General features: G+C 34.9%; 14 protein-coding genes. 10 read left to right on the top strand and 4 right to left on the bottom strand.

Annotated elements, in window-relative coordinates:
* Positions 1 to 83: 83 nt before the first annotated feature.
* Both BW939_RS01930 and BW939_RS01925 read right to left on the bottom strand, forming a co-directional pair.
* A complete protein-coding gene (locus tag BW939_RS01930; RefSeq protein ID WP_076449261.1) occupies positions 84 to 824 on the bottom strand; it encodes a uroporphyrinogen-III synthase in 741 nt (246 codons plus the stop codon).
* A gap of 12 nt (positions 825 to 836) precedes the next feature.
* Positions 837 to 1,505 (bottom strand): DUF4271 domain-containing protein, encoded by a 669-nt coding sequence (locus BW939_RS01925; protein WP_105170175.1) that lies wholly within the window; start codon positions 1,503 to 1,505, stop codon positions 837 to 839.
* Positions 1,506 to 1,580: 75 nt separating this feature from the next.
* Between BW939_RS01925 and BW939_RS01920 the strand changes: the two genes are divergently transcribed.
* The 4 genes from BW939_RS01920 to BW939_RS01905 are packed head-to-tail and all read left to right on the top strand — an operon-like array spanning position 1,581 to position 4,972.
* On the top strand, positions 1,581 to 2,297 hold the full coding sequence (locus BW939_RS01920; RefSeq protein WP_076450094.1) for a polyprenol monophosphomannose synthase: 717 nt from the start codon (positions 1,581 to 1,583) through the stop codon (positions 2,295 to 2,297).
* Positions 2,294 to 2,662 (top strand): DUF4296 domain-containing protein, encoded by a 369-nt coding sequence (locus BW939_RS01915; RefSeq protein WP_084566566.1) that lies wholly within the window; start codon positions 2,294 to 2,296, stop codon positions 2,660 to 2,662. The genes BW939_RS01920 and BW939_RS01915 overlap by 4 nt, the downstream gene beginning before the upstream one ends.
* A gap of 54 nt (positions 2,663 to 2,716) precedes the next feature.
* Positions 2,717 to 3,847, top strand: a complete 1,131-nt coding sequence (tgt, locus tag BW939_RS01910; protein ID WP_076449257.1) for a tRNA guanosine(34) transglycosylase Tgt — start codon at positions 2,717 to 2,719, stop codon at positions 3,845 to 3,847.
* Between the two features lie 15 nt (positions 3,848 to 3,862).
* Entirely contained in the window at positions 3,863 to 4,972 is a 1,110-nt protein-coding gene (locus BW939_RS01905; RefSeq protein ID WP_076450091.1) for an LptF/LptG family permease, read from the top strand.
* Here the strand turns inward: BW939_RS01905 and BW939_RS01900 are convergent.
* Positions 4,966 to 5,679 carry a biotin--[acetyl-CoA-carboxylase] ligase gene (locus BW939_RS01900; protein ID WP_076449256.1) on the bottom strand — a complete coding sequence of 238 codons (714 nt, stop codon included), beginning with the start codon at positions 5,677 to 5,679 and terminating at the stop codon, positions 4,966 to 4,968. The genes BW939_RS01905 and BW939_RS01900 overlap by 7 nt on opposite strands.
* Positions 5,680 to 5,766: 87 nt before the next feature.
* On the opposite strand from BW939_RS01900, the gene rsfS reads away from it, so the two are divergent.
* From rsfS to BW939_RS01870, 6 genes are all read left to right on the top strand, one after another.
* Positions 5,767 to 6,129, top strand: a complete 363-nt coding sequence (gene rsfS, locus BW939_RS01895) for a ribosome silencing factor (protein WP_076449254.1) — start codon at positions 5,767 to 5,769, stop codon at positions 6,127 to 6,129.
* Positions 6,130 to 6,153: 24 nt separating this feature from the next.
* Complete coding sequence (ftsH, locus tag BW939_RS01890) at positions 6,154 to 8,166, top strand: ATP-dependent zinc metalloprotease FtsH (RefSeq protein ID WP_076449253.1); 2,013 nt, start codon at positions 6,154 to 6,156, stop codon at positions 8,164 to 8,166.
* A gap of 133 nt (positions 8,167 to 8,299) precedes the next feature.
* Complete coding sequence (locus tag BW939_RS01885) at positions 8,300 to 8,878, top strand: LUD domain-containing protein (RefSeq protein WP_076449252.1); 579 nt, start codon at positions 8,300 to 8,302, stop codon at positions 8,876 to 8,878.
* Between the two features lie 25 nt (positions 8,879 to 8,903).
* Positions 8,904 to 9,776 carry a phosphatidate cytidylyltransferase gene (locus tag BW939_RS01880; protein WP_076450089.1) on the top strand — a complete coding sequence of 291 codons (873 nt, stop codon included), beginning with the start codon at positions 8,904 to 8,906 and terminating at the stop codon, positions 9,774 to 9,776.
* A gap of 75 nt (positions 9,777 to 9,851) precedes the next feature.
* Positions 9,852 to 10,505: a phosphatidylserine decarboxylase family protein gene (locus tag BW939_RS01875; RefSeq protein ID WP_076449251.1), complete on the top strand. Its 654-nt coding sequence runs from the start codon at positions 9,852 to 9,854 to the stop codon at positions 10,503 to 10,505.
* A 270-nt stretch (positions 10,506 to 10,775) separates the two neighbouring features.
* A complete protein-coding gene (locus BW939_RS01870) occupies positions 10,776 to 12,104 on the top strand; it encodes a peptide-N-glycosidase F-related protein (protein WP_076449250.1) in 1,329 nt (442 codons plus the stop codon).
* Between the two features lie 89 nt (positions 12,105 to 12,193).
* On the opposite strand, the gene BW939_RS01865 is transcribed toward BW939_RS01870, so the two are convergent.
* Entirely contained in the window at positions 12,194 to 12,940 is a 747-nt protein-coding gene (locus tag BW939_RS01865) for a DUF6261 family protein (protein ID WP_076449248.1), read from the bottom strand.
* Between the last annotated feature and the right edge of the window lie 54 nt (positions 12,941 to 12,994).

Below are 12,994 nucleotides of genomic sequence, written 5' to 3'. Positions count from 1 at the left end.
TTAAATTCTGTTCAAATTTAATTAAAAAAGCCATCTTTCTATTTCTTGAAAGACGGCTTTACTATTTTGTAAGACTTCTTTTTTTATTTATGAAGTGCTTTTATGTACTTTTCTAAAGCCATCGTCATTGATGGATTTTCTTTGGTAGGCGCCATGAGGTCAACTTTCAAACCTGCTTCTTCTGCAGCCGCTGAAGTAGTAGGACCGAAAACACCAATTTTCGTGTTTTCTTGTTTGAAATCCGGAAAATTCTGCTGTAAAGACTTTATACCTTGTGGACTAAAGAAAATCAACATATCATAATTCGCAATATTAATATCAGTAAGATCACTGCACACAGTTCGGTACATTATCGCTCTCGTCCATTCTATATTGGCAGCATCTAAAGTTTTAGGAATTTCTGGCCCCAAAACATCGGATGAAGGCAAGAGATATTTCTCTGAAGGAAATTTTTTGAAAAGCGGTGCAAGATCAGCAAAGTTCTTTTCCCCAAAGCTGATTTTTCTTTTTCTATACACAATGTGCTTTTGCAAATAGTTTGCGATAGCTTCAGATTGACAGATATAGCGCATGGTATCTGGTACGCTGAACCTTAGCTCTTCGGCCAATCTAAAATAATGATCTACTGCATTTTTACTCGTGAAAATGATCCCTGTATATTGAGTAAGATCAATTTTCTGAGTTCTTAATTCTTTGTTATCTACTCCTGCGACGTGGATAAAGGGACGAAAATCAATCTTAATCTTTTCCTTTTTCGCAATTTCCAAATACGGAGAAGACTCGCTGGGCGCTGGTTGAGAAACCAAAATAGACTTTATTCTCATCTTGTAGTTTTATTAGAAAAATAAAAGTTTCCATAGCATCAAAAGAGGTGCTATTTGAAGGGTGCAAATATACAAAAATTTATAATACCATTCTTGAGGCAGTATATTATTTTTATGAAACATATAAAACAACACCTTGAAAATGAATACAAAACAAAAAGATACCACATACACTTCAAACACCTTATTCTTCTCCACAGGGAAATAGTAATGCCCTACGCAAAGCAACATCAAGAGTATACTAAGCACAAACTGCATTTTTGTGGATGTAAAATAAAAAACATTCCACTTTTTGCCATCGCCTATACTATGGTAAAAAAGAAAACTCAAACTCGTTCTCGCAAAATAAAAAAGTGAAACTACTGCCAAAGTATATCCCAATTTATTTAAATGATATCCGAAAATCTGATTTTCTACAATAAACTGCGGAATAATAGGTACATATTGAGAGATTAAAGCCGACATCACAAAAACAAAAACAACAGAAGTAATAATCCAATTGGGAAGATTATTGCTAGAGTCAAAATATTTTTGGAAAAGAAAATCTTTTAGATTAGCCTCTCTCTCAATAACATTCATCATGAAAATGTATAGAAAAATGCTTCCTATTAATATAAAAACCACCCAATCATTATTTTCGGGGAATCTTACAGGGTCAATAAAAGTCTTTGATAGTAGCAAAGGAATTTTTTTGCAAAATTATAGATTATTTTGTATAAAATAGAAAGTCTAAAAAAACTATCTTTGCAAATTGAAATGAAAAAACTCGTTATCATCCCTACATACAACGAAAAGGAAAATATTGAAAAGATAATTTCCGCTGTTTTTGCATTGGAAGATGAGTTTCACGTTTTGGTGGTAGACGACTCTTCTCCCGATGGAACAGCAAATATCGTGAAAGATGTACAGAAAAAATACCCACACACGCTCCACATTTCTGTGAGAAAAGTGAAAGACGGATTAGGAAAAGCCTACATCCATGGTTTTAAATGGGCAATTCAGAATCAATATGACTACATTTTTGAGATGGATGCAGATTTTTCTCACAACCCTGCAGATTTACCCAAACTTTTTGAGGCCTGCAAGAATGCAGATATGGCGATTGGATCTCGTTATTCTAAAGGAGTAAATGTGGTGAATTGGCCAATGGGAAGAGTACTTCTTTCCTATTTTGCTTCAAAATATGTGCGCTTTGTTCTCGGTCTTCCCATCCATGACACTACAGCAGGTTTTGTTTGCTTCTCACGCAAAGTTTTAGAAGAAATTGGTTTAGACAATATAAAATTAAAAGGATACGGCTTTCAAATTGAAATGAAATTCAGAACTTTGAAAAAAGGTTTTAAAATCGTTGAAGTTCCTATTATATTTACCAATAGAATTTTAGGAGAAAGCAAAATGAACGGTGGAATAATTCACGAAGCTGTTTTTGGAGTTTTAAATTTAAAATGGAAATCTATAATCGGCAGGTTATGAAAAAGATATTTTGTTTTTTTATTTTTTTGTTGCTATTTTCTTGTAAAGAATATATTGACAAACCAAAAAATCTTCTTACCCAAGACACAATGGCAGAATTGATGGCAGAAATGGCAATCAACGACCAGGTAAGCTTTTTATATCAAGGGAAAAACCTCGAAAGCGGAACAAGATTTATCCTTAAAAACCACAAGGTAAAAGCCAATGATTTTGTTGAAAGCTACAGGTATTACGTGGTGAACCAAAAAATGAAATCAATCGTAGAACAGGCACAAAAAATTCTTCTTGAAAAAGATCCAAAAGCTGAAAAGCACGTAAAAGAAAAATTGAAAGCCAATCAAAACATTCCTTCTTTCGCAAGATAATTTTACGAATTATAAACTTCATCTCTCACAATTATTTAGATTTAAAAAATATAAATGAATTTCTTTACTATAGAAAAAACCTCTCAAGGAAAAGCAAGAGCCGGAGAACTGAATACCGCTCACGGAAAAGTTCAAACTCCTATTTTCATGCCTGTAGGAACTGTTGCCAGTGTAAAAACAGTACATCAAAGAGAGCTAAAAGACGATATAAAAGCGCAAATTATTCTCGGAAACACCTATCACCTCTACCTACGCCCAGGAATGGATGTGATGCAGGCTGCAGGTGGTCTTCATCAATTTATGAATTGGGATTTACCCATCCTTACAGACTCTGGAGGCTTTCAGGTTTTTTCGCTTTCAGGAACCAGAAAAATGTCTGAGGAAGGAGTGAAATTCAAATCTCATATTGATGGAAGCGTTCACTTGTTCACTCCAGAAAAATCAATGGAAATCCAGAGACAAATTGGCGCAGACATCTTCATGGCTTTTGATGAATGCGTTGCTTATCCCGCACATTACAATCAAGTGAAAAAATCTATGGACATGACTCACCGCTGGCTAAAAAGATGCATGGATTGGAACGAAAAAAATCCTGAATTATACGGTTACAAACAAACATTTTTCCCTATCGTTCAAGGTTCTACGTTTTCTGATTTAAGAAAAATTTCGGCAGAAGTTATAGCAGAGGCAGGTGCAGAAGGAAATGCAATTGGCGGACTATCTGTAGGCGAGCCCGAAGATGAACTGTACAGAATCACCGATGAAGTGACGGATATTTTACCAAAAGAAAAACCAAGATATTTGATGGGAGTTGGTACACCATGGAACATTTTGGAGTCAATAGGCTTGGGAATTGACATGATGGATTGTGTAATGCCCACCAGAAATGCCAGAAACGGAATGCTCTTCACATGGAACGGCGTTATGAACATGAAAAACGAAAGATGGAAGAATGATTTTTCTCAGCTAGATGAGTTTGGGACAAGTTTTGTTGATCGTGAATATTCTAAAGCTTATGTGAGACATTTATTTGTATCTAAAGAATATTTAGGAAAGCAAATCGCTTCTATTCATAACCTTGCATTTTACTTAGACTTGGTAAAAGTAGCAAGAGAACATATTTTGGCAGGAGATTTCTACGAATGGAAAAATTCTGTAGTGCCTATTTTAAGACAAAGACTTTAAAAAAAATCACCCATGCTGAAAATTATAGACAGATATATCGTTAGAAAATACCTTGGAACATTTAGTTTCATGCTTATTTTGCTTTCTATAGTTGTTTTGGTTATTGATGTTCAGCAAAAAATCCCAAGAATTGAAAATGCAACTGCCCTAGACCCCAAACTAAACCTCTCCTATTTTCTCATTCATTTTTATCCATTTTGGATCATCAATTTAGTGGTGACTTTTTTGTCGATATTAGTTTTCATTTCGGTAATTTATTTTACATCCAGAATGGCAAACAATACCGAAATTGTTGCTATCATAAGCAGTGGCGCGAGTTTTCATAGATTTGCAAGGCCTTATCTTATTACCTCATTATTTATCGCTCTTATTTCACTTACCGTAAACCACCTTGTTTTACCGTGGGCCAATATGAAGAAAAATGAGCTTGAAGCCTATACTTACAACGCCACAAAAAAAGATAAAATCCTCGGCACAGCACCAGTTTCAGCACAATTGAGCAAAAACGAATATATTTTCGTTAATTCTTGGAACAAAAAAGATGATCGAGGTTATGGTTTTGTCTATCAAAAATTTGATAAAAACAGAAAACTAACTTATGAATTAAAAGCCAACGATGCAGTTTGGGACACCAAGAAAAAACAGTTCGTACTGAGCAATTACATGGAGAAAACCATCAATAAAAACGATACAGAAAAACTTGGAAGCGGATCTGAAATAAGAAAAAACTACGGTCAAGCTCCAGAAGAGCTATTCCCCAATGAACTTTTAGGCCAAAACAAACCTACACCAGAATTACTCGATTTCATCCATAGAGAGAGACAAAAAGGAAACAGCAACCTCAATTCTCATCTCAACGAATTGCACCAGAGAACTTCAATGCCTGTTGCTATTGTTTTGCTTACATTTTTAGCGCTTTCGCTAGCTTCCCAGAAAAAAAGAGGAGGATTGGGTGTAAATCTTGCCATCGGTATTTCATTGGCTTTTGTCTTTGTTTTTTCTTTCGAAGCTTTAAAAGTAGTTTCAGAAAACAAGGCAATTTCCCCGGCATTAGCGATGTGGTTACCCAATATCACTTTCTTCCCTTTAACACTTTATTTATACTTAAAAAGAGCCAATCAGTAAAGAAGTTTTATTTCTTTGTGATAAAAACTTTGAACTCCATTTTCAAATTCAATATGAATTTCACCGTTTTCATCGGCAAAACGAATAATGCCATTTTGTCTTACTTCTTCTTTTTCAAAAACAGATATTTCATCTTTTTTGTATAAATTCTTATTAAATAAATTTAAAATTTCAGACTCAGAAGGGATCAACTTTAAATTTTGCGTCATGAAAATATGGAAATCTTCAGTAAACTCTTTAAGATCAAAACAACCCTTAGTCTGTGTATAAAGTGATCCAGCATTAGAAATATCATCAAATTCTTCTTGCAAAATATTAATTCCGATACCGATTATAAAATATTGATTTCCTTTAATTTTCTTTTTTTCCAAAAGAATACCGCATACTTTCTTGTTCTGAACAATGATATCATTCGGCCATTTTATTTTTACAGATTTATCAGTCACATTGGCAATAAACTTCTTTACCAACACTGCGGTATAATAATTGAATAAAAAATGAGAGACTTTTACAGACTCACATTTGATTGCTAAACTGTATGCTAAATTTTTACCAGCAACCGATTTCCAAAGATTTCCGTATTGACCTCGCCCTTTAGTTTGATTAAAAGTATGCGCTGCAATAAAATTTGAATTCGGATAAAGTAAAAATGAAACTACTTCGTCATTAGTAGAAGAGCAGTGATCAAGATAAAATAGGTCTTCCATTTAAGAAAAATTTATGACTAATTGGTCGGCTAAAGTAAGTCTAAAGTAAAAGAAAAACAATAAATTTGCAGATTATAGTATTTTTTAATGAGCAACACGACAGAAAAACAACAATTAATAGATAAAATAGTAGAAGCTATTCAAGATGTGAAAGGAGAAGATGTAATGATTTTCGATCTCACAAAAATCGAAAACTCGGTAGCAGAAACTTTTATTATATGCAGCGGAAATTCCAACACTCAAGTATCAGCATTAGCAGGATCTATTGAGAAGAAAGTACGTAACGACCTTCAAGACAGACCTTGGCATGTAGAAGGTACAGATAACGCCATGTGGGTTTTAGTAGACTACGTAACAGTAGTAGTACACATTTTCCAAAAAGAGACTCGTGAGTATTACGATATCGAAGAACTTTGGGGCGATGCCATCATCACCAAAGTAGAAAATTAATTCTAATTTTTTTAAAAGTATTAAATGAACAATAAAGGATTTAACTGGTTTTTTCCTATTGCCATCATCGTTTTATTATTGTTTTTTGTCTCCAATTTTTTATCGGAAGGCAGCAGTAAAACTATTGATGAAGATGCGTTCTTTAGAGACATGCAGGCAGGAAAGATTCAGAAAGTGTTAATAGATAAGCAAACTGAGAAAGCTGATGTATTTTTAACAAAAGAAGCAAAAACTAAAACTGTAGAGAAAAAGGACAACAATCCTTTTTCTAGCTCAATAGGAATGTCTGCAAAACCAGATTACATCTTAAAATATGGAGATTTGCAAATATTTCTTGGGAAATTTGAAACAGCAAAACAGCAAAACCCTGCACTTACAACCACAAAAGACTACGCTGAAGGAGAAAGCCCATTAATGAGTATTTTGATCCAAGCTTTGATATGGATTACCATTTTGGGATTGTTTTACTTCATACTTTTCAGAAAAATGGGAAGCGGTGGCGGTCCTGGAGGACAAATATTCTCTATCGGAAAGTCTAGAGCAAAGCTTTTTGACGAAAAAGAAAAAATCCAGACAACATTTAAAGATGTTGCCGGTCTTGAAGGAGCAAAAGAAGAAGTACAAGAAGTTGTAGATTTTCTGAAAAATTCTGAAAAATACACGAAATTAGGTGGTAAAATCCCTAAAGGTGTGCTTTTGGTAGGCCCTCCAGGAACTGGAAAAACTTTATTGGCAAAAGCGGTTGCAGGAGAAGCTAAAGTTCCTTTTTTCTCGCTTTCTGGTTCAGATTTCGTGGAAATGTTTGTAGGAGTAGGTGCATCTAGAGTGAGAGACCTTTTCGCTCAGGCTAAAGCTAAATCTCCAGCAATTATCTTTATTGATGAGATTGATGCGATTGGACGTGCAAGAGGAAAAAACAATTTCTCTGGTGGTAATGATGAAAGAGAAAACACATTAAACCAATTATTAACAGAGATGGACGGTTTCGGAACTGATGTTAACGTAATCGTAATGGCAGCAACCAATAGAGCTGACATTCTTGATAAAGCTTTAATGAGAGCTGGACGTTTTGACCGTTCAGTATATGTAGACTTACCAGAATTGCACGAGAGAAGAGAAATTTTTGATGTTCATTTAAAGAAAATTAAATTAGACGATACTGTTGACAGGGATTTTCTTGCAAAACAAACGCCTGGTTTCAGTGGAGCAGATATTGCTAACGTTTGTAACGAAGCAGCTTTAATTGCAGCGAGAAATAGCCACGAATCTGTAAACAAACAAGATTTCTTAGATGCCGTTGATAGAATCATCGGTGGACTTGAAAAGAAAAACATGGCCATAAAGCCATCTGAGAAAAAAAGAGTTGCTTATCATGAAGCTGGTCACGCTACAATCTCTTGGTTGGTAGAGCACGCCTCACCACTATTGAAAGTAACGATTGTACCAAGAGGAAAATCGTTGGGAGCAGCATGGTATTTACCTGAAGAAAGACAATTAACAACCACAGAACAGATGCTTGATGAAATGTGCGCCACCCTTGGAGGTAGAGCTGCAGAACAAGTAATCTTTAATAACATTTCTACAGGAGCACTTTCGGATCTGGAAACCGTTACCAAAAGAGCTCAAGCAATGGTTACCATATACGGATTGAGTCCCAATATAGGAAACATTTCTTATTATGACAGTTCTGGCCAGTCTGAATATAATTTCGGTAAACCATATTCTGAAGAAACAGCAAATAAAATTGATGTTGAGATTAAATCAATTATCGAAAATCAATATGACAGAGCAGTTCAGATTCTTACTGATAATAAAGATAAATTGGATGCTTTGGCAACTAAACTTCTGGAGAAAGAAGTCATTTTCAGAGAAGATTTAGAAGAAGTTTTCGGTGGAAGAGCATGGGATCCTGAATTAACAGAGAGACCAGTTGCCAATACAATCGCAGATGCTAAAGAACCTACAGAAGAGATTTTTATTAAAGAAAAACTGCAAGACAGTGAAATACAGGCACCTGAAAGCCAAACTCAACTGTAAAAGTCTTTTATTTTGATAAAACAAACCCGGCAGTTATATAATGTCGGGTTTTTTTAACATTTATACGTATATTTAATATATCTTATCCATTAATTTTTTACTTTTGTAAAAAGTTGACTAAAAATAAATTAAGTTGAGTTTATTCAAGAAAATTGTAAGTAAACTTACCAATAAGCCCGACAATGATGAAAAGCAAAGTTTGGAAAAATTAGGAGATTCGCTGAAAAATGCTGATCTCGACTATAAATTTGCCCAACTTTTCACCCACTCCGGAGGTTTTTTCAATTATTGTGCAGATGAAGCTGAAGCATTGCAAACCTTAAATCAAATCTTAAAGATTGAAGGTGCCAAAAATATATTCTGTTGTGATAAAGAACTTCAGAATTTCCTCTCTGTACTGAAAACAGATTATACTCCAGAATTACAGCATCAAAACGACGCTGCTTTTATTTCTTGCGAATATCTTATTGCGTATGATGGTAGAATTATGTTGTCTCATAATAACATTCTTCATTATCATTCATCAAAACTTCCCCAAAAGATTATCATCATGGCCAATGTATCTCAAATTGTAAATAATCTGAACGATGCTATGGGGAAAATAAAAAGAAATGGAAACATTAAAAATCTTACCTCCATCAGTGGTGGACAAAACAAACTAGATGCTACGGCACCCAACAACAAGCTTTTTTTACTTCTCTTAGAAGATTAAACGCACATCGTAAACTTTGAAAATCTTGGACAAAAATCTTATTCAGAGAACCCTTTCGGGAATAATTTATATCGCAATCATTATTTTGTGTACCACGCCTTTCGGTTCACAACTCATCAACAATATTTTTCCAGATTCTGTAAAACAGCAATATCTTTTTTACGGCTTAATTACGTTTCTTTTAACTGTTGGTACTTGGGAATGTATTAAGATAATGAAATTCGGAAACGGGTATGAAAAATGGGTTGTCTTCCCTATTGTTGCCCTTCTCTTTTATATGTTCTCTAAAAGATTTTTCAATCACGATTTTTATTTTAATTTCAGATTTGCAGAGATTCTTTCATTATCGCTAATCCTAATTGCGGCAATTACTTTATTCAAATTTACTAGTGAATTATATTTTGATAGCGGAAAACTAATATTTACTGTTATCTACGTTGCCTTGCCCTTTTGTTTTGCATTGGGACTTCCAAAATACTCATCGTACGATCAAACATTCTCACTAGAGGTAATCTTCCTTTTCATCCTTATCTGGAGTAGTGATACCTTTGCTTATATTACAGGTAAACTCTTTGGAAAACACAAAATGGCACCGAAGATTTCTCCTAAAAAAACATGGGAAGGATATTTTGGAGGTGTTGTATTAACATTAATTTTCTCCTATTTTATTGAACAATACCAACCTCAGCTTCGAGGTAACTGGATGGTTGTAGGGTTTTTAGTTGCTTGTTTTGCTCCTATTGGCGATTTGGTTGAAAGCCAACTCAAAAGAACCTTCGGTGTGAAAGATAGCGGAAACATTATCCCCGGACACGGTGGTGTTCTAGATAGGCTAGACAGTTTTTTAATCTGCGCACCTGTTGTATATTTGTACTTTATTATCGAAAAATTTATTTAGCCTCAGATCATCGCTCATCAAAATCTTATTTAACAGCAGCGATTTATTTAAACTTTAAAAAAGAAATATCTCTATATGAAATTACACAAGGAATCAAAAGGCACCATCACAGTCGCGAGCATTTTCTTTATACTCGTTGCCGCTGTTTCTATTTATTCTCTTGAAATGTTGTCTTTGCTGATCATCATTCCGCTACTGGTAATTTATGGCCTTGTATTTTGGTTCTTCAGAGTTCCAAATCGTGATATTAAGGATCATGTGGAAAATGTAATTGCACCTGTAGACGGGAAAGTAGTAATGATCAAAGAAGTAGACGAAACAGAATTCCTGAAAGAAAAAGCGATTCAGGTTTCTATATTTATGTCTCCTCTTAATGTTCATATTTGTCGCTATCCAGTTTCTGGAAATGTAATTTACAAAAAATACCATCCCGGTAAATACCTTGTGGCTTGGCACGAAAAATCTTCTACAGAAAACGAAAGAACTACTGTAGCTGTAGAAAGCTTAACGAAGCACAAAGTGGTTTTCAGGCAAATTGCAGGTTATGTAGCGAGAAGAATTGTTTTCTACTGTAATGAAGGCGATAATGCAAAAGCAGGGCACGAGTTTGGCTTCATCAAGTTTGGTTCCAGAATGGATATTTTCCTTCCACTTGATACTGAAATTATATGCAAAATTGGAGACAAAACAAAAGGCGGAATTGATGTGATTGCCAAAATGAAAGATTAGCACATTACATAATTATAGGTAATAGATACAACACATTAAAATTTAGATAAAACAAAAATCAGTCTCTCCGGATTCTGATTTTTTTTGATTTTAACATCATACCCTATCTATCTACTCTACCGTAATAACCAAGAAAACAGTTTTCTTTTTTAACAAAAACAACAGTATATTCAAAATAAAATATCATTTTAATACTCATCTAATACTTTACAATGCTAATACCATATTATAAAATGTATTTTTGATGCGAAATCAAAAACATAATCTTCCATGAAAAAACTTCTATTCTCTTTTTTTGCTATAACTGCATTATCCACAATCGAGGCACAAACAACAGTTAATATTTTTTCGCAAATAGTTTTCTATGATGGTTATGCAGCTAATGTTTCTACTCCGGTACCAGCCAATACTATTCGTCTTGCCAATTACAGATATGCCAGAAAACTTTCAGATACAGAACTGAATACTTTCCAAAATAAAATTCAGATGAATGTAAGTATTTCTGCACTATGCGACAACTATGACAGAATTGGAGGTGTACATATTGCATTGGTCCCAAAAAATCAAACAACGTATTCTTTGAGTGATACCGGAGTAAAACGCTTTGAGATTGGAAGATATATAACGCCCTTCATGAACAAAAACATTGCTCCTACTTCTGTTCCCTACACTTATGAGGTAGATAATCTCTACGCTGTGTTCAAAAACCTTACACTAAGAGCCGCATACGACATCTATGTTGAACTTGATGTTTTTGGTGTTCCTTATGCCGCCAATACACAAGTAGCAGGATGTGCAAATAGAAACGATGTTTTCGCTGGAACATTAGATTTTGTTACTTATAACAATTCCGCAGTAATCAATACTTACGACAATCTTTTACCCCTCTTAGATTCAAACGAATTAAATAACTACAACAATACAGATCAAGCAGGGCAAACAGTAAGGCTCGTTAATTTTAATATAAATCAAAATACAGACAATGCAAAGTTTTTCATCATATCTACACCACATGGCGCTAATAGTAATGGTGAAGAGTATGTGAGAAGGCAAAATTTGGTCTCGTTAGATAATGCGCAAGTACTCACCTTCACGCCTGGAGGAAAATCTTGTGAACCTTACAGACAATACAACACCCAAGGAAATGGCATCTACGGATCTAGCGCTCAGAGTATGTCTTGGTGGACTTCTTGGAACAATTGGTGCCCAGGTGACTCTGTACCCATCAGAAGCTTTACTACTTCTGCGCTCTCTGCAGGAAGCCATATTCTGAAATATGAAGTCCCTACTGCTGTTTTCTTTGGGCAAGACGGTAGAATTGTGCTTTCAATCTATATGCAAAGCACCAATCAGGCGTTATCCGTAAAAGAAGTTTCTACAGTGGATGTTTCTATTTATCCTAACCCAACGGTAGATTATGTGAATATTAAATCTGAAAAGAAAGTGAAAAATATTTCCGTTTACTCTTTAGACGGAAGAAAACTAGATGAAACAAGAGATTCTAAGGTAGATCTTACATCCTATTCTTCAGGAGCATATTTGCTGGATATTTCTTTGGAAGACGGAACTCAGTTTAAGCATAAAGTGATCAGAAAGTAGATGATGAATAATTGATTTTTGATGTTGATACAGTAGTTATTAGACATAGATTAAAGTAAAATATCAGAGCGAAATGCTCTGATATTTCGTTAAATACCGTTTTGCTTCTCATTGTCTGGAAGCTCTTCTGTTTCTGGTTTCCTGTTGACCAAAAGCTGATTATACTGATCTGTAAGTGCATTAAGCTGATTGATGACTGCAGAATGCGGTGAAGGAGAGATTTCTGAAAGCAGATGAAGCGCGTCTATTCTGTCTCGTAACGCATAAAAAGCGGAACTAGTCTCTTCCCTTTTGGTTCTGATTGTTTCAGGGTTGGCATCACCATACTCTTGTGTGCGCAAAAGATATTGCTCGTTGAAAGCATCATTGGCAGTTTTCAACTCTCTCACCCAAGCGGTTAAATTAAAACCCCCAACCGCTGCTGCAAGTTCTGTTTTATTTTCCCAATCCCGAAGAATATTGTTGATGGTAGCAGTCTCTGCCTGATAATTCATTCTGGCAATGCCACTGCCATAGAGACTCAGGTTAGTCAGCAGCAACTGTGCATTCTGTCTTTGCTGTTCATCATAATGGTAGCTGTAACCCAGCAAAAAGTAATACACCCCATTGATGGCATCGTCTCTCATTTGATCCAGCGCCATAATGTCTTTGGTTTTCTCACTTGCCAAAGCCTTTTTGTAAAGCGACTCAAGCTCAGCGATTTTAGTATTGAAAGCTGTAAATTTCGCATCAATATCCAGCGTGGCAGGATTGTTGAGATTAATGATAGCTGCAAAATCTTTTGTGTACTGCAGGTATTCTGCATTGCGAAGTTTTGTTAAATCAATTGTGTTCATTTGATTATTATTTAAATATTAAAAAACTGCCTCGCGCAGTATTATTTTTATGAA

The organism is Chryseobacterium piscicola (genome assembly GCF_900156685.1).
Classification (GTDB): domain Bacteria; phylum Bacteroidota; class Bacteroidia; order Flavobacteriales; family Weeksellaceae; genus Chryseobacterium; species Chryseobacterium piscicola.
Note: the sequence above shows the minus strand (reverse complement) of the source record. Positions and strands in the feature narration are given on the sequence as shown.

Excerpts from the sequence above, each read along its gene's own strand:
- BW939_RS01870 (WP_076449250.1), top strand. The coding sequence starts at position 10,776 with ATGAAAAAACTTCTATTCTCTTTTTTTGCTATAACTGCATTATCCACA.
- BW939_RS01900 (WP_076449256.1), bottom strand. The coding sequence starts at position 5,679 with ATGGAAGACCTATTTTATCTTGATCACTGCTCTTCTACTAATGACGAA.
- rsfS (WP_076449254.1), top strand. The coding sequence starts at position 5,767 with ATGAGCAACACGACAGAAAAACAACAATTAATAGATAAAATAGTAGAA.
- BW939_RS01865 (WP_076449248.1), bottom strand. The coding sequence starts at position 12,940 with ATGAACACAATTGATTTAACAAAACTTCGCAATGCAGAATACCTGCAG.
- tgt (WP_076449257.1), top strand. The coding sequence starts at position 2,717 with ATGAATTTCTTTACTATAGAAAAAACCTCTCAAGGAAAAGCAAGAGCC.
- ftsH (WP_076449253.1), top strand. The coding sequence starts at position 6,154 with ATGAACAATAAAGGATTTAACTGGTTTTTTCCTATTGCCATCATCGTT.
- BW939_RS01915 (WP_084566566.1), top strand. The coding sequence starts at position 2,294 with ATGAAAAAGATATTTTGTTTTTTTATTTTTTTGTTGCTATTTTCTTGT.
- BW939_RS01930 (WP_076449261.1), bottom strand. The coding sequence starts at position 824 with ATGAGAATAAAGTCTATTTTGGTTTCTCAACCAGCGCCCAGCGAGTCT.
- BW939_RS01875 (WP_076449251.1), top strand. The coding sequence starts at position 9,852 with ATGAAATTACACAAGGAATCAAAAGGCACCATCACAGTCGCGAGCATT.
- BW939_RS01920 (WP_076450094.1), top strand. The coding sequence starts at position 1,581 with ATGAAAAAACTCGTTATCATCCCTACATACAACGAAAAGGAAAATATT.